At 59.7% G+C, this 24,058-nt stretch carries 19 protein-coding genes; 11 read left to right on the top strand and 8 right to left on the bottom strand.

Annotated features, from left to right (window positions below; all coding sequences use genetic code 11):
- Window positions 1-12: 12 nt before the first annotated feature.
- A complete protein-coding gene (locus tag JOE29_RS03660) occupies window positions 13-726 on the bottom strand; it encodes an ABC transporter permease (RefSeq protein WP_003340453.1) in 714 nt (237 codons plus the stop codon).
- 344 nt (window positions 727-1,070) lie between these two features.
- Here JOE29_RS03660 and JOE29_RS03655 point away from each other — a divergent pair, with 344 nt between their 5' ends.
- Both JOE29_RS03655 and JOE29_RS03650 read left to right on the top strand, forming a co-directional pair.
- Complete coding sequence (locus tag JOE29_RS03655) at window positions 1,071-2,654, top strand: peptide chain release factor 3 (RefSeq protein ID WP_003396266.1); 1,584 nt, start codon at window positions 1,071-1,073, stop codon at window positions 2,652-2,654.
- A gap of 257 nt (window positions 2,655-2,911) precedes the next feature.
- A complete protein-coding gene (locus JOE29_RS03650; RefSeq protein ID WP_002555214.1) occupies window positions 2,912-3,154 on the top strand; it encodes a hypothetical protein in 243 nt (80 codons plus the stop codon).
- Window positions 3,155-3,233: 79 nt separating this feature from the next.
- Here the strand turns inward: JOE29_RS03650 and JOE29_RS03645 are convergent, their stop codons facing one another.
- The 5 genes from JOE29_RS03645 to JOE29_RS03625 all read right to left on the bottom strand — a co-directional run bounded on the left by JOE29_RS03645 (window position 3,234) and on the right by JOE29_RS03625 (window position 8,137).
- On the bottom strand, window positions 3,234-3,851 hold the full coding sequence (locus JOE29_RS03645) for an FKBP-type peptidyl-prolyl cis-trans isomerase (protein ID WP_003340445.1): 618 nt from the start codon (window positions 3,849-3,851) through the stop codon (window positions 3,234-3,236).
- A 152-nt stretch (window positions 3,852-4,003) separates the two neighbouring features.
- Window positions 4,004-4,312, bottom strand: a complete 309-nt coding sequence (locus tag JOE29_RS03640) for a DUF6482 family protein (RefSeq protein ID WP_003313786.1) — start codon at window positions 4,310-4,312, stop codon at window positions 4,004-4,006.
- A gap of 108 nt (window positions 4,313-4,420) precedes the next feature.
- A complete protein-coding gene (locus JOE29_RS03635; protein ID WP_003313787.1) occupies window positions 4,421-4,909 on the bottom strand; it encodes a TIGR00645 family protein in 489 nt (162 codons plus the stop codon).
- A gap of 295 nt (window positions 4,910-5,204) precedes the next feature.
- A complete protein-coding gene (locus tag JOE29_RS03630) occupies window positions 5,205-5,534 on the bottom strand; it encodes a hypothetical protein (RefSeq protein ID WP_004416072.1) in 330 nt (109 codons plus the stop codon).
- Window positions 5,535-5,701: 167 nt separating this feature from the next.
- Window positions 5,702-8,137 carry an ATP-binding protein gene (locus JOE29_RS03625; RefSeq protein ID WP_003424634.1) on the bottom strand — a complete coding sequence of 812 codons (2,436 nt, stop codon included), beginning with the start codon at window positions 8,135-8,137 and terminating at the stop codon, window positions 5,702-5,704.
- Window positions 8,138-8,413: 276 nt separating this feature from the next.
- Between JOE29_RS03625 and JOE29_RS03620 the strand changes: the two genes are divergently transcribed.
- The 4 genes from JOE29_RS03620 (at window position 8,414) to JOE29_RS03605 (ending at window position 11,881) form a co-directional block, all read left to right on the top strand.
- A complete protein-coding gene (locus JOE29_RS03620; RefSeq protein ID WP_002555221.1) occupies window positions 8,414-8,902 on the top strand; it encodes a DUF3015 domain-containing protein in 489 nt (162 codons plus the stop codon).
- Between the two features lie 62 nt (window positions 8,903-8,964).
- Complete coding sequence (locus tag JOE29_RS03615) at window positions 8,965-10,821, top strand: DUF4105 domain-containing protein (protein ID WP_044312181.1); 1,857 nt, start codon at window positions 8,965-8,967, stop codon at window positions 10,819-10,821.
- Between the two features lie 134 nt (window positions 10,822-10,955).
- Entirely contained in the window at window positions 10,956-11,309 is a 354-nt protein-coding gene (locus JOE29_RS03610) for a lipoprotein (protein WP_003313791.1), read from the top strand.
- Window positions 11,310-11,383: 74 nt separating this feature from the next.
- Complete coding sequence (locus tag JOE29_RS03605) at window positions 11,384-11,881, top strand: GreA/GreB family elongation factor (protein WP_003340434.1); 498 nt, start codon at window positions 11,384-11,386, stop codon at window positions 11,879-11,881.
- A 60-nt stretch (window positions 11,882-11,941) separates the two neighbouring features.
- Here the strand turns inward: JOE29_RS03605 and ettA are convergent, their stop codons facing one another.
- On the bottom strand, window positions 11,942-13,606 hold the full coding sequence (ettA, locus tag JOE29_RS03600; RefSeq protein WP_003399986.1) for an energy-dependent translational throttle protein EttA: 1,665 nt from the start codon (window positions 13,604-13,606) through the stop codon (window positions 11,942-11,944).
- A gap of 382 nt (window positions 13,607-13,988) precedes the next feature.
- On the opposite strand from ettA, the gene JOE29_RS03595 reads away from it, so the two are divergent.
- The 5 genes from JOE29_RS03595 to glyA all read left to right on the top strand — a co-directional run bounded on the left by JOE29_RS03595 (window position 13,989) and on the right by glyA (window position 22,942).
- Window positions 13,989-17,825, top strand: coding sequence for an EAL domain-containing protein (locus JOE29_RS03595; RefSeq protein ID WP_210078800.1), 3,837 nt, complete (start codon window positions 13,989-13,991; stop codon window positions 17,823-17,825).
- Window positions 17,826-17,963: 138 nt separating this feature from the next.
- Window positions 17,964-18,956 (top strand): helix-turn-helix transcriptional regulator, encoded by a 993-nt coding sequence (locus JOE29_RS03590; RefSeq protein ID WP_122232870.1) that lies wholly within the window; start codon window positions 17,964-17,966, stop codon window positions 18,954-18,956.
- Between the two features lie 138 nt (window positions 18,957-19,094).
- Complete coding sequence (locus tag JOE29_RS03585) at window positions 19,095-19,988, top strand: transporter (RefSeq protein WP_074951541.1); 894 nt, start codon at window positions 19,095-19,097, stop codon at window positions 19,986-19,988.
- Between the two features lie 47 nt (window positions 19,989-20,035).
- Complete coding sequence (locus JOE29_RS03580) at window positions 20,036-21,487, top strand: amidase (protein ID WP_210078799.1); 1,452 nt, start codon at window positions 20,036-20,038, stop codon at window positions 21,485-21,487.
- A gap of 201 nt (window positions 21,488-21,688) precedes the next feature.
- Complete coding sequence (gene glyA, locus JOE29_RS03575) at window positions 21,689-22,942, top strand: serine hydroxymethyltransferase (RefSeq protein ID WP_058446829.1); 1,254 nt, start codon at window positions 21,689-21,691, stop codon at window positions 22,940-22,942.
- Window positions 22,943-23,048: 106 nt separating this feature from the next.
- Here the strand turns inward: glyA and yjiA are convergent, their stop codons facing one another.
- Window positions 23,049-24,026, bottom strand: a complete 978-nt coding sequence (gene yjiA, locus JOE29_RS03570) for a GTPase (protein WP_044312185.1) — start codon at window positions 24,024-24,026, stop codon at window positions 23,049-23,051.
- Window positions 24,027-24,058 lie beyond the last annotated feature (32 nt).

Here is a 24,058-nt window from a genome sequence, read left to right as displayed (position 1 = left end):
GATTTCCTTCGCTCAGCGAGCCAGTCCGCGTTCCAGCCAAAGACGACTGGCCAGTATCACCAGACCATCGAGCAGCAGCGCCAGCAGAGCGGTACACGCCGCACCCAGCACCAATTGCGGTTGGTTGTTCAACGCAATGCCCGGGAAAATCAGACTGCCAAGGCTATTGGCACCGATGAGAAACGCCAGCGGCGCGGTCCCGACATTGATCGCCAGTGCGACCCGCACGCCACCGATGATGATCGGTACAGCGTTGGGCAACTCGACACGCCACAGCACCTGGCGCGGAGTCATGCCAATACCGACGGCAGCTTCCTTGAGTGAACCCTGTACGTTTTTCAGGCCTTCGTAGGTGTTACGCACGATCGGCAACAGCGAGGCGAGAAACAGCGCGAAGATCGCCGGCCCGCTGCCGATCCCGAGAATCCCGAGGGCAATGGCCAGAACGGCGAGAGGAGGAACGGTGTTGCCAATATTGAATATCTGCATGAAGCGTTCGGCGCGTCCAACCATACTCGGTCGGCTGAGGGCAATGCCCGCAGGGATGCCGACCACCAGGGCCGCCAACATTGAAACCACAACCAGAATCAGATGAGCCTGAAGATAGAACAGCAGGTCATCCTGGTATTGCTTGATAGTACTAACGCCGATCCAGTGGATCAGCAGGGCCAGGAGTGCGATCGCAACCGCACCTCCCAATAGCCCCTTGCCATAGCGATTTGCCACAGGCGGACTCCTTATTTCAGTCGGCGAACGCGTTGACCTGGACGTCCGGGGAGGACGCCGGCAATAACGTTCGCGAAGAGCAGCGGGTGGGTCGCCGGTAAGGGTTTAACCTCGGCGAAAACACAAGCCATAAGCGCAGCTTCGTCAAACCAACATGCTGATGAATCAGCCCCTTGCGTTGGCTTCGTTGCGAGCCTTGACGGGGGAGTGGACGTCTCCACGACATGAAAGGTTCCCACACGAGACATTATCTAGCCATCGTTTATTGTCTGAACGGTTCGGTTATTGCCGCGAGTTGAGCTATAATCTGCGCCCTTTTTCAATCCCATCCCAGGCGATTTCCCATGACCCAACAGGCCGCCGAAGTCGCGAAACGCCGCACTTTCGCCATTATTTCCCACCCGGATGCGGGTAAAACCACCATCACGGAAAAACTCCTGCTGATGGGCAAGGCCATTTCCGTCGCCGGTACGGTCAAGTCGCGTAAATCCGACCGTCACGCCACCTCCGACTGGATGGAAATGGAGAAACAGCGTGGTATCTCCATTACCACGTCCGTGATGCAGTTTCCGTATCGCGACCACATGATCAACCTGCTCGACACCCCGGGCCACGAAGACTTCTCCGAAGACACCTACCGCACCCTGACGGCGGTCGACTCTGCTTTGATGGTCCTCGACGGCGGTAAAGGCGTCGAGCCGCGCACCATCGCGCTGATGGATGTCTGCCGTCTGCGTGACACGCCTATTGTCAGTTTCATCAACAAGCTCGACCGTGATATCCGCGACCCGATCGAGCTGCTCGATGAAATCGAAGCGGTCCTCAAGATCAAGGCGGCACCGATCACCTGGCCGATCGGTTGCTACCGGGACTTCAAGGGTGTCTACCACCTGGCCGATGACTACATCATTGTCTACACCGCGGGTCACGGCCACGAGCGCACCGAAACCAAAATCATCGAGAAGCTCGATTCGGACGAAGCCCGCGCCCACTTGGGCGATGAATACGAGCGCTTCGTCGAGCAATTGGAGCTGGTACAGGGTGCCTGCCACGAATTCAACCAGCAGGAATTCATCGACGGTCAGCTGACCCCGGTGTTCTTCGGTACCGCGCTGGGCAACTTCGGCGTCGATCATGTACTCGATGCCGTGGTGAACTGGGCGCCCAAGCCGCTGGCACGTGTGGCCAACGAGCGCACCGTCGAGCCGGCGGAAGAGAAATTCAGCGGCTTCGTGTTCAAGATCCAGGCGAACATGGACCCCAAGCACCGCGACCGCATCGCCTTCATGCGTATCTGCTCGGGCCGTTACGACAAGGGCATGAAGATGCGCCATGTGCGCCTGGGCAAGGACGTACGGATCGGCGACGCGCTGACGTTCTTCTCATCGGAACGCGAGCAGCTGGAAGAAGCCTACGCCGGCGACATCATCGGCTTGCACAACCACGGCACCATCCAGATCGGCGATACCTTCACCGAAGGCGAAGCGCTGGGGTTCACCGGTATTCCGCACTTCGCACCAGAGCTGTTCCGTCGCGTACGCCTGAAGGACCCGCTCAAGTCCAAGCAACTGCGTCAGGGTCTGCAACAGCTGGCCGAAGAAGGCGCCACGCAGGTGTTCTTCCCGCAGCGCAGCAACGACATCATCCTCGGCGCCGTCGGTGTGCTGCAGTTCGATGTGGTCGCCAGCCGTCTCAAGGAAGAATACAAGGTTGAATGCGCCTACGAGCCAATCACTGTGTGGTCAGCCCGCTGGATCGACTGCGACGACAAGAAGAAGCTCGAAGAGTTTGAGAACAAGGCGGTGGAAAACCTCGCAGTGGACGGCGGCGGTCACCTGACCTACCTCGCTCCTACCCGCGTGAACCTGGCGCTGATGGAAGAACGCTGGCCCGACGTGAAATTCCGCGCCACCCGCGAACACCACTGACCGGCTGATGGCATCGCTGTGTGACGCAGAGCGTCACGAACGGCACTCCCACGCTGGAGCATGAGGAACGATAGTTTTCTAACTATCGTGCCGATGCTCCGCGTCGGCACGCCGTTCTGGACGCTCCGCGTCCTCTCTCGACCGGCATTCGCTGATCTGGATCAACCATTCAGCGCAAAATGAGAATTAATCTCAATAGAGCCTTGCTATTATCCCGATAGGAATTATTCTCATCTGACTTACACAGGAGATGAGACATGACCTATTTGATCGATGCATGGCTGGACAGACCCCACCCTTACCTGAGAATTCTCCATCGCGAGACGGGGGAAGTGTGTGCCGTACTGGAAGAGGAAGCGCTGGAGGAGTTACGCGATCAGGGCGATCTGGATGTGTGCAGTTTGAGTTCCAGCGAGCCATTGGTGCTCAAGGAGCTGGTGAGAAACCTGTTTCTGTTCTGCTACGCGCGGGCGTTGCGCCCCATGGGTGAGTTGCACTGAGCATGAAGCATCAGCACAACTGCGTCGCTGAACGAATCGGCTCGATCCGTTCAGCGACTACCTGCATCGACCGGGTCGCTTACAGAACGTCCAGCAGTTCCACATCAAACACCAGCACGCTGTGCGGTGCGATGCTGCCTACGCCCTGAGCGCCGTAAGCCAGCTCGCTCGGCACGTGCAGACGCCATTTGCTGCCGGCGTTCATCAGTTGCAGCGCCTCGGTCCAGCCAGCAATCACGCCGCTGACCGGAAATTCGGCCGGCTCGCCACGATCGTAGGAACTGTCGAAGACGTTACCGTCGATCAACGTGCCGTGGTAGTGAACGCGTACCTGATCTTCACGGGTTGGCTTAGGGCCAGTGCCAGCGGTCACGACTTCGAATTGCAGACCCGAAGCCAGCGTGGTCACGCCTTCGCGCTTGGCGTTTTCAGCCAGGTAGGCCTTGCCGGCGCCTGCGGCCTGCTCAGCCTTGGCGGCTGCTTCAGCCTGCATGATTTCGCGGATGACCTTGAAGCTGGCGGACATTTCTTCCTGACCGACACGGCTTGGCTGACCGCCAAACGCATCGCGCAGGCCTGCCACGATGGCTTCCAGATCGACGCCCGGTGGCGGGTTGTCGCGCAACTGATCGCCCAACTGACGGCCAATGCCGTAGCTGACGCGGGTTTCGTCGGTGGACAGATTGACTTCGGACATGACACTGCTCCGTAGAGGGGCACGCAGTCGGTATCACGCAAAACCTGAACGGCAATCACGCTATACGCTGATGCGCCCCGAACCAAAAGGCCGAGCAGCCTAGCACAATTGCCGCTGTAGCCCCTACCGCAGCAGCAATCCGCAGTTGGCGATCAGGACCATGAAGAATGAAACGAGATCGGCAGGCGCATTTCAGAGCGGTCATTGACAGGCATGCCACACAGCTCGTCATGGACCACGCAATGGACCAGGTAAAAAGGCACCACCGGTATTTCCTTGAGCAAGTCCCGGGCGTGCTCTACCGAGCGAAGATGCAGGGTCTTGCCCGCTGGGTCCTTGAGCATCACCGAAGTGCCATTCATGCGCACATCCAGTAGATAGATGCCGCCTTCGATGGAGATCAGGTTCAGCTCATCGACCCGCCCGGCCTGGGCGTGGCCGATAAATTCCTGATAATTCATGATCGAACCTCCTGCGCAAACGCCTGATGCATCGGAACGGACGTTTTACAACACACAGCGCCGACATGCCAGAAACGATAATGCCCGCCCCTGTCATTCAGCGTTGTCTCAGTGCTTGGTGACCTTGTCCAGATAGCCCATCGCAAACGCCGATATCACGAACGTCATATGGATAATCACGTACCACATCAGGTATTCGGGCTTGATGTTGGTGGCATCCATGAACACTCGCAACAGGTGGATGGAAGAAATCGCCACAATCGATGCTGCAACTTTCATCTTCAGCGAAGACGAATCCATGGTGCCCAGCCAGTTAAGCTTTTCCTTGTCCTCGTCGATGTCCAGCTGTGACACGAAATTCTCGTAGCCGGAGATCATCACCATCACCAGCAAGCCACCGACCAGCGCCATGTCGATCAGCGAGAGCAGCACCAGAATCAGGTCTGCTTCGGCCAGCGAGAAGATGTTGGGAATGACGTGAAAGATTTCCTGGAAAAACTTCAGACACAACGCCAACAGGCCAAGGGACAGGCCGAAATAGATCGGCGCCAGCAGCCAGCGCGATGCGTACATGGCATTTTCAAAAAAACGTTCCATTGATACTCGCAAGGTGTTTTAAAGGAGCGGGCGAGTATATCAGCGGTAATGCGCCGCTCTGAGCATGCGACAAAATAACGCACAGCGGCAGTTAGCGCGTTGCTGAGGAACCGAATTGAAGCCTAGGCTCTGTACGAAAAGTCGGCGAGCGAAGGTCAGGCGAGGCAAAAACAGGCGAGGAACGGCCGGGGTCGCGTTCGACTCTACGTGTTGTAAATGAGCATTCCGATTGGACTCGCATCCGAGCCTGTTTTTAACGAGGCATCACCGAGCGCAGCCACTTTTCGTACAGAGCCTAGAACAGCGACGAGCTTTGACAGACCATCCTGTCGCTATCAATACGGCGCAGTTCAGCCTGGACATGCAGGGCCCAGATGGGTACGTCATCGGCACATTGATAACCATGCAACGACAGGCTTTCGATAACGCTGGTGAGCACCGATTGCGCTTCGGGCAAGCCTCTGAAAGGCCCCTGGGACTTGATTGCGGAAGGCTGTTCTGCAGCCATTCCGGCCGCGAAGAGCACCATCCACTGTCCGCTGTCACTGCGCAGAGGCCGGATGACACACTCGATACGGGTCATCAGCCCCATGCATTCTCGGGTAAGGCAAAGGCTACGCTGCATGATGCGCTCCTGATCAGCAACAGTATTCATCCTTCTCGTTTAGCAGGATGCACGCCAATCTCCTTGGCCACTGCGATCACCTCAAGACTAGAAGAAAACCACCCCGCGAGAAACTATCCCTGATGAACGGAGCACCGGGCGGCCCTCACCGCCCGGCGCCTGCGCTTTCAGACCTTGAGTTCAGGCTGCAACTGCGCAGGCTCCTTTTCCAGCTCTTCCTTGAGATCTTCGTCGCTGAGCATCTCTGCGATATCGCGCAGACGCTCCACCACGCGTGCATTGACGCTGCCCTCAGGGAACTCGCCATGCTCGTCAGGCGCACCGGCGGGTTCGCCAACCAGCAGGCTCAGCGCCTCATCGGCCTGACGCACCGCATAGATATGGAATTGCCCGGCACGTACAGCCTGCACTACACGCTCGTCCAGCATCAGCGTGGTGACGTTGGCCTGCGGAATGATCGCGCCCTGCTCGCCTGTCAGCCCCCGGGCTTCGCAGAGGCGGAAGAAGCCCTCGATCTTTTCATTGACCCCGCCCACCGCCTGAACTTCGCCAAACTGGTTGATGGAACCGGTAATCGCGAAGCACTGCTTGAGTGGCGTGCGTGACAGCGCCGAGATCAGCGTGCAGACCTCGCCCAGCGACGCACTGTCGCCGTCCACGTAACCATAGGACTGCTCGAGCGCGATGCTCGCGGAAATCGCCAGCGGGAATTCCTGGGCATAACGACTGCCGAGGTAGCCGGTAAGAATCATCACGCCCTTGGAGTGAATCGGCTGGCCAAGGTTGACCTCGCGCTCAATGTCGACGATCCCGCTGCCGCCCGGGTAAACCGTGGCGGAAATGCGCGCGGGCACGCCGAAGGCCGAGTCTCCGACTTCCAGAACCGTCAGGCCGTTACACTTGCCGACTGCCGCGCCGTCAGTGTCGATCAGGATCACGCCAGCCATCATGTCATCGAGAATCCGCGCCGAAACCCGCCCGGTACGGGTGGCCTTGGCCTTGAGCGCACGCTCGATATGCCCGGCGTCGGTCTTGTCGTCGTTGGCCAGCTGGCGGATGAAATCGGCCTCGCTGACCAATTGAAACAGGTCGCCGATACGCGCCGACAAACGCCCCTGATGCTCGGCCAATCGGGCGCTGTAAGTCGCCAGCCGCGCCACTGCGTCGGCGGTCAAAGGCGCCATGCCCTCTTCCGAGGTGCGGGTCTTGAGCAACTGAGCGAATTGCTCGAGCGTTTCGTCGACCATCGGAATCTCTTCATCGAAGTCGACCAGCACCCGGAACATCTCCTGGAAGTCAGGATCAAGGTCTTGCAGGGTGTAGTACAGCGAACGCGAACCGATGATGATGATTTTGACGTTCCACGGGATCACCTGCGGCGTCAGGCTCACGGTGGCAACGCGGCCAAGCTCGCCCAACGGCGACTCCATCTTCAGCTTGCGCGATTGCAGGGTACGCTTGAGCGCATCCCAGACGAACGGCTCGCCCAGCATCTTCTCGGCTTCCAGAATCAGGAAACCGCCGTTGGCGCGATGCAGCGCGCCGGGGCGCAGTTGCCGATACGTGGTGTACAGCGCGCCCTGATCGGTGCTGTATTCGATGCGCCCGAACAGGTTGTCATAGGTGGGGTGCTGCTCGAAAACCACCGGCGCACCGCCATCACGAGTATTCCCGACCACCAGACTCGGGCTGTACTGCTCTTCCAGCAGCTTGCGCGCCTGGGCGTCGGTCTTCGCGTCATCGACCAACTGCTCGACCAGCGTCTTGAGCAGGTACACCTGCATGGCCTGCAGGTAGGCGCAGACCGCAGCGTTCTCGGCGTATTTTTCCGAGAGCGGTGCCAGCAAGGGTTGCAGGGTCAGGGTGATGGTTTCTTCATTCAACTGACGCAGCTGATTGTTGGACTCGCGCTTCCACTGCGGCAGGCTGGCCAGCTCTTCGTTGAGACGCTCCTCGAGCGCGGAGATATCTTCGTGGAAGCGCTCGCGATCCGCTTCGGGCAGTTGCGAAAACTCGGCCTCGTCCAGCGCCTTGCCATCGGCCATCGGCGTGAACGCGATGTTGGAACTGTCGCGATACAGCGCGATGTCCTTTTCCAGTGACAGGCGCTCGATAACGTCCAGAGCACGGTCGTAACGCTGATTGAACGCACGGTCGATCGAGCTTTTCTTCTGCTGGTAAGACGGGTGCTCGAAAACCGCCGGGAAGGTCACCAGCAGGTTGTCGATCAGGCCGCCGATGTCGGCGGTGAACTCATGAGCTGTGCCTGGAGGCAGCTCCAGTGCCTTGGGCTCGCGGGGCTCGTCGAAATTGTTGACGTAGACCCAGTCCGACGGCGTCTGCATCCGCTTGCCTTCAGCCTTGAGGTAGCGTTTGACGAACGAAAAGCGCCCGGTGCCGGGCTCGCCCATGACAAATACGTTGTAACCGGGGCGCGGCATGGCAACGCCGAACTGCAGGGCCTCTACGGCTCTCTCCTGGCCAAGGACACCGCGAAAAGGTTCGAGCTCATGGGTGGTCGCAAAGCTGAATTGCTCAGCGGAAAACGGACGGGTCAGCGCGTTGGGCGCCAGGCGTAGGTTGGCTGCGACAGAATCGGGCATCAGTAATCCTTACATCAGGCGGGGCAGATGTCGGCATTCTGGCGCTCGCTGTACACGACTTGCAAGGCAGGAAAGAGCCGAAAAGCATTTGCGTGGGTGCTGCCATGAGCCACGTCCTTAAAAAAGCCGTTTTCAAGCAATAATCTGTAATCGATGACGGAACCCTTGGAACGTGCCTAAACTCCAAACTGCACAGGTGGTTGTTGGTTGGCCGTCTGTCTTGATGTAACGACTCAAGAAACTCGACCCTTGGCTGAACTAAAAAGAGAAAAAGCTATGAAACGGATTCTTCTTGGAACGCTCTTCGCCGCTGTATCGATCAACGCTATGGCTCAAGCACCAGGCGGTCCTGACTGCGGTTGGGGCAACATGCTGTTTGAAGGTCAACGCGGTACTCCAGCTCACTTCCTGGCTTCGACCACCAACGGTACTTCGGGTAACGCCACCTTCGGCATGACCTCCGGCACCAACGGCTGCTCCACCAACGGCGCACTGACCTATGGCGGTAAATCCTGGCTTGCCATGAACGGCATGATGGATGAACTCTCCAAGGACATGGCCATGGGTCAGGGCGAAGCACTGACGACCTACGCTGTGGTACTGGGCGTTGCACCAGAAGACCGCGAGCACTTCGCCGCCGTCACTCACGAGCACTTCTCGCAAATCTTCAGCAAGGCCGACGCCACTGCCGAAGACGTTCACACCAACACCGTCAATGTTCTGAAAAACGATCCGACTCTGGCCAAGTACGCTACTCAGGCTTAAAGTCGTTCGCCCGCCCTTTGTTCGCAAAGGGCGGGATTCCCTTTTCTGACTAGTTGCCCTCTATGCTCAAACGTCTTGTATCGCTGGCGCTGTTCGTCTGTGCCCCTTTTTTGTCCGCGGCACCTCATGCCAGCGCTGAACGTTTGCAGCAATTGGCCAATGAACCGTTCTGGATTTCTCTGGGTCACTACGAAGCCGGCAAGCTCGGTGGCTGGCGCAGCTATGTCACAGACCCGAAATTCTTTCTCGCCGCCAACGGTGCACACGACCCGCAGGCGGAGCTAAGCGCAACACTCGACGCTATTTACGCACCCGTCAGTAACGAACAGACCCACGCCCAGTGCGTGTACCCGGCACGCACTCGCTGGCTGCGTGACCAGTTGCACCTGACGAGCCTGCCGACCCCGGACTGCAAGGAATTCAAAGCCTGGTACAAGGATGTGGCCCCGGACAGCACGGTGCTGATTTTCCCGGCCGCTTACCTCAATAGCCCCTCGTCGATGTTTGGCCATACGCTGCTGCGCATCGATCCGGCCAGCGCGAAAACCAATAACACCACCTTACTGAGCTACGCGATCAACTTCGGTGCCTACATCGAAGGCATGGACAACAGCATTCTGTACGCGTGGAAAGGTCTGGCAGGCGGCTATCCTGGATTGTTTGCGCTAGTGCCGTATCAGGAAAAACTGTCGGAATACCGCAGCCTGGAAAACCGTGACCTCTGGGAATACCGGCTGAACCTGACTGCGGAAGAAACCGGGCGCATGGTCGAGCACGTCTGGGAGCTGAAACAGATCCGCTTCAGTTATTTCTTCTTCGACGAAAACTGCTCGTACCGGCTGCTGGAATTGCTGCAGGTCGCCCGCCCGGGCCTGAAGCTTACCGATCAGTTCGGCCTGACCGCGATCCCGACCGATACGGTCAAGGCGATCAAGGCCGCCGGGCTGGTGGAGAAGATCGACTATCGCCCGTCACGCGAACGCGAACTGCTGAGCCGCGCCGAACCGCTCGATGCAGACGAGCAACAGTGGGTATTGAAGGTCAGCGCCGACCAGAAGCAACTGCAGAACAGCGAGTACCTTGCGCAGCCCAAGGAACGCCGCGCGTTGATTCAGGACGCCGCGTATCGTCTGGAACGCTACCGCGCCAACGGCCTTGAGCGCGATACACAACGCTCGCAACGCAGCTTCGAACTGTTGCAGGCGATCAACCAGAACCCGCCGCCACAACTGGACATCCCGCGCCCCGGCCTGCCGGAAGAAGGCCATGAATCACGCACCTGGCAGCTGGGAGCGGGCACACGCGGTGACAAGGCGTTTGCCGAATATGGCCTGCGCATGGCCTATCACGACCTGAACGACAACGCCTATGGCTTCCCGCTGGGTGCGCAGATCGAGATTCTTCAGCTCAAGGTGCGTCAATACGAAGGCAATGACTGGCAGGTGCAGCAACTGGACCTGGCGACCATTCGCTCACTGACTCCGCGCACTGAACTGCTGAAACCCTGGTCATGGCAAGTCACCGGCGGCCTGGAACGGGTTCTCGGCAAGCACGGCGACGAAAACCTCGTCAGCCATGTCAACGGTGGTGGCGGCGGCACCTGGCAACTGGCCGATGACATGCTTGGCTTCGCACTGGGCACCGTGCGGGTCGAACACAATAACGATTTCGCCGAATTCATCTCCCCCGCTGCAGGCTTCAACACGGGCGTGCTGTGGCGCAACCCGCTGGGCAACCTCAGCCTGGAAGCCAAGGGCGACTATTTCACCAATGGCGAAGTGCGCCGCAGCGTCAGTCTCAACCAGCAATGGGAGCTGTCCCGCAACCTCGGCCTGCGCCTGAGCGCCCAGCGTGAATTCAGCCAGATGAGTTCGCCACAGAACGAAGTGATGCTTGAGGTGAAGTGGTATCACTACTGACCGGATCAGTAGCGAGTCGCCGGCAGTGTGCGTCGAAAATAAAAGCACACTGCCATTACACGCTCCCTACATCGCTTTTACAAATAACTCACAAATTACCTTCTAGACTCCTCTCATAAGCAGAGGGAATCACCATGAAGCGGTATTGGCTGTTGTTGTCGCTGGCCATCGTGCTGGCGGGTTGTCAGTCCACCCGTGACCAGATGCTGGCGGAGGGTTATCCGCCGGGTTTTGCAGACGGCTATCAGGACGGCTGCAGCAGCGGCAGGGATGCAGCAGGCGCCACTACCGGCCAATTCCGCAAAAACGTGCCCCGTTACTTGAAAGACAAGCTCTACGCCCAGGGCTGGACCGATGGCTTTCGTCAGTGCGAGACCTCGCAGGACAATCGCGACCGGCTCGATCCCGGCCAGGTCTTCAATGAGCGTGACCGCGCCTGGGAGCGGGAAAAGACCCGCAGTGCCGCCAAGGCCTACCGCCCGAACTGACCCACAAAGCCTGGAAAATCGACGAAACCAATGATGCCCTGCTGTGGCCCAAAGCCTATTAGGGAGGACATTTCATGAGCCGCGCATTCGTAAACGAAGACAACGCTGCCGCCGAGGCCGAGCAACCGGTAGAGCGGCTGGTCAGTACACAGATCAACTACGTCACGGCCGAAGGCCTGACCATGTTGAAGAAACACGTCAGCAGCCTGCAGGCGCAGCACAGCACGCAAACCGCGTTGGGCGAAGCGGCAGACAAGCAGCGACTGGCCGATCTGGAACGGGACCTGCGCTACTTCAACCAGCGCCTGCAAAGCGCGCAGGTCGTCGCACCGGCCGTGTCGACCGAAAAAGTGCAGATAGGCAGTTGGGTAACGTTCGCGGATGAACAGGACAACCAGCAGCGCGTGCATCTGGTCGGAGAGGATCAGGCCGATGCAGCCAAAGGACAGATCAATTGGGGGTCGCCACTGGGCCGCGCCCTGATCGGTGCGCAGAAAGGCGATGAAGTGTTGTGGCAGCGCCCGGCGGGCGATCAGTCGATTGAAGTGCTGCTGATCGAACCTGACGCGTGAGCCAGGCCGACCAGCGGCAACGCCGCTCCTTGCAAGGAGCGGCGCCTGCCTGAACGCTGATCAGGCCAGCTTTTTGTGACGCACACGGTGCGGTTGGGCAGCCGCTTCGCCCAGACGCTTCTTGCGATCGGCTTCATACTCGGTGTAGTTGCCTTCGAAGAAGATCGCTTGCGAATCGTCTTCGTACGCCAGGATGTGCGTGGCTACACGGTCAAGGAACCACCGATCGTGAGAGATCACAATGGCAGCGCCCGGGAAGTCCAGCAGCGCTTCCTCCAGTGAACGCAGGGTCTCCACGTCGAGGTCGTTGGACGGTTCGTCGAGCAGCAGCACATTGCCGCCCTCTTTCAGGGTCAGCGCCAGGTGCAGACGACCACGCTCACCACCGGACAGGTCCTTGACGAACTTCTGCTGATCGCCGCCCTTGAAATTGAAGCGACCGACGTAGGTACGCGACGGAATCTCATAGTTACCGATACGGATCACATCGGAACCGTCGGACACTGCCTGGAACACCGATTTGCTGCCGTCAAGGTCATCACGGCTCTGATCCACGCAGGCCAGCTGCACGGTTTCACCGACTTCGATGCTGCCCGAATCCGGCTGCTCCTTGCCCATCAGCATGCGGAACAATGTCGACTTACCGGCACCGTTGCCGCCGATCACGCCAACGATAGCGCCTTTGGGCATGGAGAACGACAGGTTGTCGATCAGCACGCGGTCGCCATAGCCCTTGGTGACGTTCTTGAACTCGATAACCTTGTCGCCCAGACGCGGACCGGCCGGGATATAGATCTCGTTGGTCTCGCTGCGCTTCTGGAATTCCTGCGACTGCATCTCTTCGAAGCGTTGCAGACGCGCCTTGGATTTGGACTGACGCGCCTTGGCCCCCTTGCGGACCCATTCCAGCTCGTCTTTCATGGCTTTTTCGTGAGCGGTCTGCTGCTTGGATTCCTGCGCCAGGCGGTCCGACTTGGCTTCAAGCCAGCCGGAATAGTTGCCCTCGTAAGGAATGCCCGCGCCGCGGTCGAGTTCCAGAATCCAGCCAGCCACGTTGTCCAGGAAGTAACGGTCGTGCGTGATCGCAACCACAGTTCCCGGGAAGTCGTGAAGGAAATGCTCCAGCCAGGCGACCGAGTCGGCATCCAGGTGGTTGGTCGGTTCGTCGAGAAGCAACATGTCCGGTGCCGAGAGCAGCAGGCGGCACAGCGCGACACGGCGCTTTTCGCCACCGGAAAGGACCGAAACCTTCGCATCCCAGGCCGGCAGGCGCAGCGCGTCGGCGGCGACTTCCAGCTGACGCTCCAGGTTATGGCCATCGCTGGCCTGCAGGATCGATTCGAGCTTGGCCTGCTCGGCCGCCAGCTTGTCGAAATCAGCGTCCGGCTCGGCGTATTCGGCGTAGACCTGATCGAGACGCGCCTGAGCGTCCTTGATCACGCTGACCGCCTCTTCGACGACCTCACGGACCGTCTTGTTCGGGTCAAGTTGTGGCTCCTGCGGCAGATAACCCACATTGAGCTCCGGCATCGGACGCGCTTCGCCATCAAACTCGGTGTCGACACCCGCCATGATTTTCAACAGCGTGGATTTACCCGAACCGTTGAGGCCCAGCACGCCGATCTTGGCACCGGGAAAGAAAGACAGAGAGATGTTTTTCAGGATTTCACGCTTCGGCGGCACAACTTTGCTCAGCCGATGCATGGTGTAGACGTATTGAGCCATGAAATGAAAACCTAGCGTCTGTAATGAGGACCGATTTGGGTAACGAGCTTAAAGCTCCGGCCGGAAAAAAGCTTTTATTTGTCCTTGAGACTTGCCGCGAGACCGTTCCGAGCCTTGAATAAACTCAGTTGGAAATATATCGGGGCAGTGCTGGCAAATATAAAGCCTGATCGATATTGCAAAAAGTGGAGTCACTCATGCAGGAGTCGGTGGATACCACACGTTGCGCAAAGCTACCCGAATGCTGCGTGCAGGGCAAACGATACGGCCCAATGGGACTGGCACTTTGCCACAACTAAAGGCATGCTAGCCGCCCTCTTTGGGCGACCGCCTATTTTATCTAAAGCACCACTGCTTCAGTCCAGCAGTCAGGAACAGCGATTTGCCCACTTCAACGCCTCTGTCGTCATCAAGTGTCGCTACAGACAGTGCGACCAGGCCTCTGCGTGGGTCAGTGAAAGGCATTCTGGCGGGCCTGGTTCTGGTGGTGCTTGCCCTGTTGCTCTGGCAGCTGATCGAGCAATTTCATCAGACTCAGGAGCGCCAGCGTCAGCGCAGTCTGGAGTACAGCGTCCAGTTGTCAGACCGGATGAGTCTGAACATGGCGCTCAAGGCGCAGATCGCCATGAACCTGCTGGACGAGGCGCTATCCTCGGGGGAGCGGCTGGAGCAGCCGACGACGCTGGTGAACCTGCGCACTGCCCTGCCCGCACTGCGCAGCGTCGCTCGCCTGAATCGGGAGGGTGAAATTGTCAGTGACAGTGCCGAGGCCTCGCGCGACGGTGAGTTTCTCGAACAAGCCATGAAGCAGGCGCGCGGTCGCCCCTACTTCTATACCGGCTCCGAAGACGGCAACCAGATTTATATACTGATTCGCCTGGGCAACGGGGTGAGCGGCGACTACTGGGCAGTGCGCGTGGCACCCGACGCCTTGAAAGAACTTGCCAGCCAGCCGGCGCAGAACTTTCAGCACCTGTGGCGTCTTGAACAGCGCAAGACGCAGCGGGTCATTATCCATGAACAGGTGCCGGCCAACGAAGCGGACAGTGGTCTGTCCGATACCATTCTGCTGCAGCCGCTGAGCAACAGTGACTGGCAACTGCGGGGACTGTTCGACACCTACAAGGCCCGCAGCGAACTGCTTGCGCCACTGATCGGCAAGTGCCTGATCGGCCTGCTGCTGTCGATCCTGCCGCTGATCGCGCTGATCAGCCTGCGCCGACGCCAGCGTCAGATGCTGCAGAGCAGGCGCCGCTACCGGGATATCTTCGAAGGCGCGGGCGTCGCGATATGTGTCATGGACATGTCCGGCCTTCAGGAGCAACTGGAAGCACTTGAGGTCAGGACCGGCGAGGACTTCGAGCGTCTGCTCAAAAGCCAGCCAGCCTCGCTCAAACGCCTGTTGCAGCAATTGCGCATCAGCGAACTCAACGAAGTTGCCTTGAGCCTGCTGGATATTGAGCACCGCGAACAGGCATGGCAACCATTGATCGAGGGCGAATCACGCTCGCGTCCGGGCGTCGGCATTCCGATCATTCAGGCGGTTCTCGCCGGGCAGCCACGACTGGAACTGGAAATCTGCCTGACCCGCGCAAGCGGTGAGGATCAGCACCTGTGGCTGGTCATGCGCCTGCCCGAGACACGCAGCGACTTCGATGCGGTGATTCTCAGCATTGGCGACATCACCAGCCGTAAACAGGTCGAGCTGTCATTGCTGGACCGCGAGAGCTTCTGGTCCGACGTGGTAAGCACCGTACCGGACCATTTGTACGTTCAGGACGTACTCAGCCAGCGGGTGATCTACAGCAACCACCACTTCGGCTACACGCTGGGTTACAGCAAGTCAGAACTGCACGCCATGGGCGAGTTCTTCTGGGAAGTCCTGCTGCACCCTGAGGACGCCCGAAACTATCAGGACATGCGCCTGCGCCAGCGTCACCACGGGCACAATGAATTACTGCAACGCGTGCTGCGCTTCCGGGACCGCGAGAGCAACTGGCGGTCTTTCGACATTCGCGAGCAGGCGCTGGCCTGGGACGCAGAAGACCGGGTCACCCGTATCATCGGCATTGCCAAGGACATTACCGAGCAGGTCGCGTCCAGCCAGTCACTGCGTGACAGCGAACAGCGTTACCGCATGCTCGCCGAAAGCATCAGTGATGTGATTTTCTCCACCGACGGCCGGCTGGCAGTCAACTACGTCAGCCCTTCGGTAGAACGTGCGCTGGGCTACAGCGCCGAGTGGATCCTGCAGAACGGCTGGTCCGCCGCTATTGCCAACCCCCAGCAAATAGTCGGTTTTGATGCGCTCATGGACCGCATCGACAAGGTCCTCGACAAACCTCAGGAACTCGCCAGGCTGCGCGAAGAAGTCACCATCCGAATGTTCCTGTTCGACTGCCTGCGTGCCGACGGACGCAAGATCCCGGTGGAACTGCGCGTGGTTCTGGTGTGGGGCGAACACGGCAATTTCGAGGGGATCTTCGGCGTGGGCCGGGACATCAGTCAGCAGCGTCGGGCCGAGAAAGACCTGCGCATGGCTGCCACCGTATTCGAGCATTCGACATCCGCCATTCTGATTACCGACCCCGCTGGCTATATCGTGCAGGCCAACGAGGCCTTTACCCGCGTCAGTGGCTATGAAGTGGCTCAGGTGCTCGATCAACTGCCGGGCATGCTCACCGTGGAGTCCGAACAGGAAACCCGGCTGCGCCACATCCTCAGGCAGTTGAACGGACAAGGCACGTGGGAAGGTGAAATCCGGCTCAAGCGCCGTAATGGCGAACACTACCCGGCCTGGGTCGGCATTACCGCAGTCCTCGACGATGAAGGCGACCTGGCCAGCTACGTGTGCTTCTTCAGCGATATCAGCGAGCGCAGGGCCAGCGAGGATCGCATACACCGTCTGGCCTACTACGACGCGCTGACTCACCTGCCCAACCGCACCCTGTTTCAGGATCGACTGCATTCGGCGCTGCAGCACGCCGAGCGCCAGCAGGCCTGGGTGGTGCTGATGTTCCTCGACCTCGACCGCTTCAAACCGATCAACGACTCCCTGGGCCATGCCGCGGGCGACCGGATGCTGCAGGAAATGGCCACGCGCCTGCTCGCCTGCGTATCGGTGGATGACACCGTGGCCCGCATGGGCGGGGATGAATTCACCCTGCTGCTGGAACCGGATGAAACCCGCGAAGCCGCGCTGAATCGCGCGATTCACGTTGCCGAACGCATTCTGACCAGCCTGATAACGCCTTTCGTACTCGAAGGCCGCGAGTTCTTTGTGACCGCCAGTATCGGCATCGCCCTCAGCCCGCAGGACGGCAAGGAACTGAGTCAGTTGATGAAGAACGCCGACACAGCGATGTATCACGCCAAAGAGCGCGGCAAGAACAATTTCCAGTTCTATCAGGCAGACATGAACGCCACCGCTCTGGAGCGTCTGGAGCTGGAAAGCGACTTGCGCCACGCCCTGGAGCAGAAGGAGTTCACCCTCTTCTACCAACCGCAGTTCAGCGGCGACGGCAAACGCCTGACGGGCGCAGAAGCCCTGCTGCGCTGGCGCCATCCACGTCGCGGGCTGGTACCGCCCAACGACTTCATCCCGGTGCTCGAAGAGCTCGGGCTGGTCGTGGAAGTCGGCGATTGGGTTCTGGCCGAAGCTTGCCGCCAACTCAAACACTGGCATCAGGCCAGGGTTCGCGTGCCCAAGGTGTCGGTCAACATCTCGGCACGGCAGTTCTCGGACGGTCAGCTCGGCAAGCGTATCGCCCTCATACTCGAACAGACCGGCCTGTCACCCGCCTGCCTGGAGCTGGAACTGACCGAAAGCATCCTGATGCGCGAGGTCAACGAGGCCATGCAGATCCTCGATGGCCTCAAAAACCTTGGCCTGAGCATCGCCGTCGATGACTTCGGCACCGGCTACTCGTCGCTGAACTACCTCAAACAGTTCCCGATTGACGTGCTGAAGATCGACCGCACCTTCGTCGATGGCCTGCCATCCGGCGAGCAGGACGCCCAGATCGCCCGCGCCATCATCGCCATGGCTCATAGCCTGAACCTCTCGGTGATCGCCGAAGGCGTGGAGACCCATGAACAACTGGAGTTTCTTCGCGAACACGACTGCGACGAAGTCCAGGGCTACCTGTTCGGCCGCCCGATGCCCCCTGCGCAGTTCGAAGCGCAATTCAGCAATGATGCGTTGTTCATGCTGGATTGAATGCGGGCCTCGCGCCCCGGCCATCGTACATTTGAACGATAGCCGAACCCTTGAATATGAGTAGACTTGAGCCACTGCCTCGCACAGCGTCGATGACAGCGAGCGCTCTACCCATAATAAAGAACACAAGGGGGTAGCATGATCAGCGATACAACATCCCTGGACAGTGTTTCCTGTCAGGTCGTTGAAGCCTTGAACAAGGTGATTCTCGCGCTTCAGACCGAGGTCAGCAGCGCGTCGATCTCTACGTTTCATCAACAGGCGCTTGAGCGGGCGGGCGCGCTGGTGCCGTTCGACAAGGCCTGGTGGGGAAGATCCACCTGGCGTGACAACTGGCCCGTCGAGCACAGTTCCTTTTTGCTCGGCCTGCCCACCGGCTATCCCGCCGAGTGGGAGCAACTCAAGACCTCGGATGCCAGCGTCGGCAGAATGCATCAGACCCAAGGCGTCTGTCAGGTCATTCACTGTACGGCAGCGGATGCACCTCCCGCGCTGGCCGAACTCGGACGCCAGTACGACCTTTGTTTCGCTCTGGGCATTGTCCTGACCGACCCGCACACCCAGCAGGGCGTGCATTTGACGCTGTTTCGCTCGGCTGACCACACGCCCTTTTCGCCCTTGGACAAACGCCTGATCGAGTGGCTGATGCCGCATCTGATCGCCGCTGAACAGGCCAGTTACCTGCGCACGCTCACGACCCTGCGCGAGACTCAGGGGGCTTACGATGAGACCGCCATGGCAGTAAGCGATCGTTACGGCGTGCTGCTTTCCATGGAACCTGCGTTCTCGTCGATGCTCGGCTCGGAATGGCCTGACAGACCGTCCAATCGTCTGCCCCGACAGTGCAACCCTCAAGAGGGTTATTCGAGTCAGAACCTGCACATCACCTCGCAGCCGGTGGGCGACCTGGTTCTATTGACGGCGCGCCGACGCAGCAGTCTGGAACTGTTGAGCACGCGCGAACTTCAGGTCGCCCGAGGCTTTGCGGTCGGACAGACGTACAAGGAAGTCGCTCGCAACATCGGTATGTCGCCCTGCACCGTCCGGCACCACTTGAGAAAGATCTACAACAAGCTCGGTGTCACCCGTAAAGCACAGATCGCTCAGTTGCTGCATTTGACTGACGGCTGACGCCAACGCGTTCCAGCCCATTTCCGGTTTTTCCAATAACTGCCACCCCGCAAGGGAGGGCCGTGCTCGCCCATAAAAATAACAAGGCACTTACCGATGTCATTAAAAAACTACTTCCTTAGCGCTTCAGGGCTCGCCATGGCGATCCTGTGGTTATCGTCCACAGCGTGCGCCACCGAGAATGCTGCACCTACGACAGCCGCCGGCGTTTTCGACTTTGGCGCAGGCTTCATGCCGCCCACCACCCCCAATGGCACCGTCGGCATGCGCATCAGCAACTACCGGGCGAATGTCATCAAGGACAGCCACGGCAATGACAGCCCCAACGATTTCCAGATCAACGTCCTGGCAATCGGCCTCGCTTATTTGCGAATGACCGAGCAGGAGTTTTTGGGGGCCCGCTATGGTTTCGCGGTGGTGCCGATCTTCTTCAAGATGGATGCAGACCTGGGCGTGAACGCCGGGGGGCAACGGGTCTTCAGCGACAGTGCATCGCTGTTTCGTCAGGCGGACCTGCAAGTGGTGCCGATCATCCTGGACTGGAAGCTCGGACCGGGGCTGGGCATCAATGCCCAACTGATGTTTCAGGCGCCCACCGGGGACTATGACAAAAACCGTCTGGTCAGCCCTGGTACTCATCACTGGACGGTTTCTCCGCTGTTGAACGCGACCTACATTTCACCCGGTGGCTTCGAGGTTTCCTCGAGTTTCCAGATCGATATAAACGCGCGCAACCCCGACACCGATTACCGCAGTGGCGTTGAGTACCGACATGAGTTTGCAGTGGGCCAGCATGTGGGCGACTGGACCGTCGGCATTGGCGGCTACTACTACCGACAGCTGTCGGACGACGACGCGCCGGGACTGACCCGCGGCAATCGCGCCCGAGTACTCGCCGCAGGCCCTGCAGTGAGTTACTTCAAACCCGGCGCCGGTCTGCCGCCCATCTGGTTGCACGCCTACAAGGAGTTCGACGCCCACAACCGTGCCGAGGGCTACACCGTAGCGCTGCGTACCGGCATCAGCTTTTAAGTGGCGTGCGCAACGCGACGACACGCTTTCAATCCTGGAGACGATCGATGAAAGACCTGCACGAATTATTCAATACGCTGGACGGCCGAGGCCTGGCAACACTGGTACGCAATGGCGAGGTGAGCCCCGGCGAGCTGCTGGAAACCGCTATTGAGCGAGTAGAACAGGTCGAGCCAGGCCTGAACGCCGTCAGCGAAAGGCTTTACGATCAGGCGCGCAGCCAGGCGAGCGGGAGCAGCGTCAGACAGGGCGTCATGGCAGGCGTACCAACGCTGGTGAAAGACATGTTCACACCGATGAATGGGGCTCGCATGACCAGTGGCTCGCATGCGCTGGGCGAGTTTCGCTCAGACATCGACTGCGAAATCGTCAGCCGGCTGCGTCAGGCAGGCTGCCAACTGATCGGGACAACCACCGCGCCTGAATTCGGCGTGTCCTACAGCACCGAATCGCAACGCTTCGGCGCGACCCGCAATCCCTGGAATCCGCAATACAGCGCGGGCGGTTCCAGCGGGGGTGCAGCAGCGCTGGTTGCGGCGCGCGCCATCCCTTTCGCCCATGGCAACGATGGCGGCGGCTCGCTTCGCGTACCGGCCTCCTGCTGCGGCGTATTCGGCTTCAAGCCATCGCGTGGCCTGCTGCCGTCCGGCCCGATGGTCGGCGAGGGCTGGGCAGGCCTGAGCACAGCCCATGCGATCACCCTGTCGGTAGGCGACAGCGCCGCCCTGCTCGACGCCACTGCCGGGAGTGACCTGGGGGCTCCCTATGCGGCGCCCATGCCGGCGACGCCGTTTGCACACGCCGCGGGACGCGATCCCAGGCGCCTGAAAATCGCTCTGATCTCGGCAATATCACCCTGGCCCGCCGAACCGGAAGCCCTGGCTGCACTGCAGCACACGGCGGCCTTGCTAGAGGCGCTAGGGCATTGCGTGGTCCCGGCGACGTTGCCGATCCAGCTGCCTGAATTCCTCGATGCGACGTTCGACATCATCGGTTCACACACCCAGGGCTACCTCGATCTGTTGGGCAAAATGCGCGGTTTCCCGGTTTCTATGGACGAACTGGAGCCGCGCACCCGCGTCATTCTGCGCGAACGCGGGCAACTGTCGGCGACACGCTACATTTCCGCGGTCGAATCGATGCATGCACTGGGCCGGGCGATGGCCGGCTTCTTCGAAGAGTACGACATTGTCCTCACCCCGACGCTCAACCGCGCGCCGCCGCGCCTGGGAGAACTGGCCTTCGACGACGACAGCCGGTCCCTGCAGGACTTCATCGCGCTTTCGCACAGCTACTCGCCCTACACGGCGATCTTCAACGCAACAGGCCAGCCGGCCATGTCCGTGCCCCTCTACTGGACAGCCGATTCGCTACCGCTGGGCTCTCACTTCGCCGCGCGGTTTGGCGACGAACTGACCCTGCTGAGCCTCGCCGGGCAACTGGAGCGCGCCCAGCCGTGGGCCGCACGCAGGCCGCCTTTGAGCGCTTATACGGGTTGATGCGAAGGGATTTTGCCAGCGACGCAGGTAAGGCCACCGGCGTGGTCTTGCCTGCAGAAGCCCATAGAACCGAGGATGCAGCGCATTTTACTGCGCTGCGTGAACCCCTTCACTGTTCAAGATGACTGCCTTTCATATGCCAGATAAAACCCGATGGGGTAGAATAGTCGCCTTTTCCGCCATGCCCCCTTGAGGACTGCCATGTTCAGCCGTGATTTGACTATCGCCAAGTACGACGCCGATCTGTTTGCCGCCATGGAGCAAGAAGCTCTGCGTCAGGAAGAACACATCGAGCTGATTGCCTCGGAAAACTACACCAGTCCGGCCGTCATGGAAGCTCAAGGCTCGGCCCTGACCAACAAGTACGCAGAAGGCTATCCAGGCAAGCGCTACTACGGTGGTTGCGAGTACGTCGACATTATCGAGCAACTGGCCATCGACCGCGCCAAGGAACTGTTCGGCGCTGACTACGCCAACGTTCAGCCACATGCGGGTTCGCAAGCCAACTCGGCGGTCTACCTGGCCTTGCTGCAAGGCGGCGACACCATTCTGGGCATGAGCCTGGCTCACGGCGGTCACCTGACCCACGGCGCCAGCGTTTCGTCCTCGGGCAAACTGTACAACGCCGTTCAGTACGGCATCGATGCCAACGGCATGATCGATTACGACGAAGTCGAGCGCCTGGCTGTCGAGCACAAGCCAAAAATGATCGTCGCCGGTTTTTCTGCCTACTCGCAGATCCTCGACTTCCCGCGCTTCCGTGCAATCTCTGACAAGGTCGGTGCCTACCTGTTCGTCGACATGGCTCACGTAGCCGGTCTGGTCGCCGCAGGCGTCTACCCGAACCCGGTGCCATTCGCCGACGTCGTGACCACCACCACACACAAGACCCTGCGCGGTCCACGTGGCGGCCTGATCCTGGCGCGCGCCAACGCCGAGATCGAGAAGAAGCTGAACTCTGCAGTATTCCCTGGCTCCCAGGGCGGTCCGCTGGAGCACGTCATCGCAGCCAAGGCCGTGTGCTTCAAGGAAGCGCTGCAGCCTGAGTTCAAGACCTACCAGCAGCAAGTGGTGAAGAACGCCAAGGCCATGGCCGGTGTGTTCATCGAGCGTGGCTTCGACGTCGTCTCCGGCGGTACCGAGAACCACCTGTTCCTGCTGTCGCTGATCAAACAGGACATCTCCGGTAAAGACGCCGACGCCGCTCTGGGTCGCGCCTTCATCACCGTCAACAAGAACTCCGTACCAAACGACCCACGCTCCCCGTTCGTCACCTCCGGCCTGCGCTTCGGCACCCCGGCAGTGACCACTCGCGGCTTCAAGGAAGCAGAGTGCAAGGAACTGGCCGGCTGGATCTGCGACATCCTGGCTGACCTGAACAACGAAGCCGTGATCGACGCGGTTCGCGAAAAGGTCAAGGCCATCTGCGCCAAGCTGCCGGTTTACGGCGCTTGATAAGCCTGGCTTAAGCGCAGCACCAAAAAGCCCCGACTCGTGAGAGCCGGGGCTTTTTGTTGGACGGTTCACTGTATGGGCAGAAGCTCAGCCGCTATTCGTCTCCTCACCCACATACCCTCTCGAACCCCGCCCGAATCTTCTCCTCCGGCAACTCATCGGCAATGAACACAATCACGCTCTCGCGTTTTTCGCCTTCGGCCCACTCGGTGTCCCAGTCGAAGCCATACAGTTTGAGCACGCCCTGAAACACCATCTTGCGTGGTTCGTCTTCGATGTTGAGCACGCCCTTGTAACGCAGCAATTGTTTGCCGTGATCTTCCAGCAGTTCGTTCATGAACTCGCTGAGGCGGTCCAGGTTCAGCGGTTTTTCGCTGCGCAGGACCAGGCTGCTGATCCGGTCAGCGGAATTGCCGGCCGGGGCCAGCGGGCGCAGGATCATGCCGCCGCCGAGGTCGGCATTGAGGTTGAAGCCGCGTACGTCGAGCAGTTCGGCGAGGTCGATCCTGCCGTGCGCGACAATACGGATCGGCGCACGGCGGTTGATGCGGGTCAGGCGTGCACTGAGGGCCTCGAAGGCTGCGTCGTCAACCAGATCACGCTTGCTGACCAGCAACCGGTCGGCAAAACCGATCTGCGCCTGGGCGATGGTTTGCGCCAGGTGGGTATCGGCATGCGCGGCGTCGACCAGGGTAATGATGCCGTCGAGGATGTAACGCTCGCGCAGCTCTTCATCGATGAAAAAGGTCTGCGCGACCGGCGCGGGATCGGCCAGCCCGGTGCATTCGATCACCAGCCGGTCGAACGCGATCTCGCCGCTGTCCAGACGCTCCAGCAACAGGTAGAGCGCCTTGGTCAGATCAGTGTGGATGGTGCAGCACACGCAACCGTTGGACAGGGTCATGATCTGCACAGGGTCGGTGCCGAGCAACTGGCTGTCGATGCCTGCATCACTGAATTCGTTTTCGATCACGGCGATTTTCAGGCCGTGTTCGGCCTTGAGCAGGTGGCGCAGCAAGGTGGTCTTGCCGGCGCCCAGAAAACCGGTCAGCACGGTCACGGGGATGGGTTGCAACTCAGTCATAAGGCTCCTGGCGTGAGGCATTCAGCTGAAAT

The organism is Pseudomonas sp. PvP009, assembly GCF_017832995.1.
Taxonomy (GTDB): Bacteria; Pseudomonadota; Gammaproteobacteria; order Pseudomonadales; family Pseudomonadaceae; genus Aquipseudomonas; species Aquipseudomonas syringae.
The sequence above is the reverse complement of the archived record's forward strand: the minus strand, read 5'-3'. Positions and strand labels throughout refer to the sequence as shown.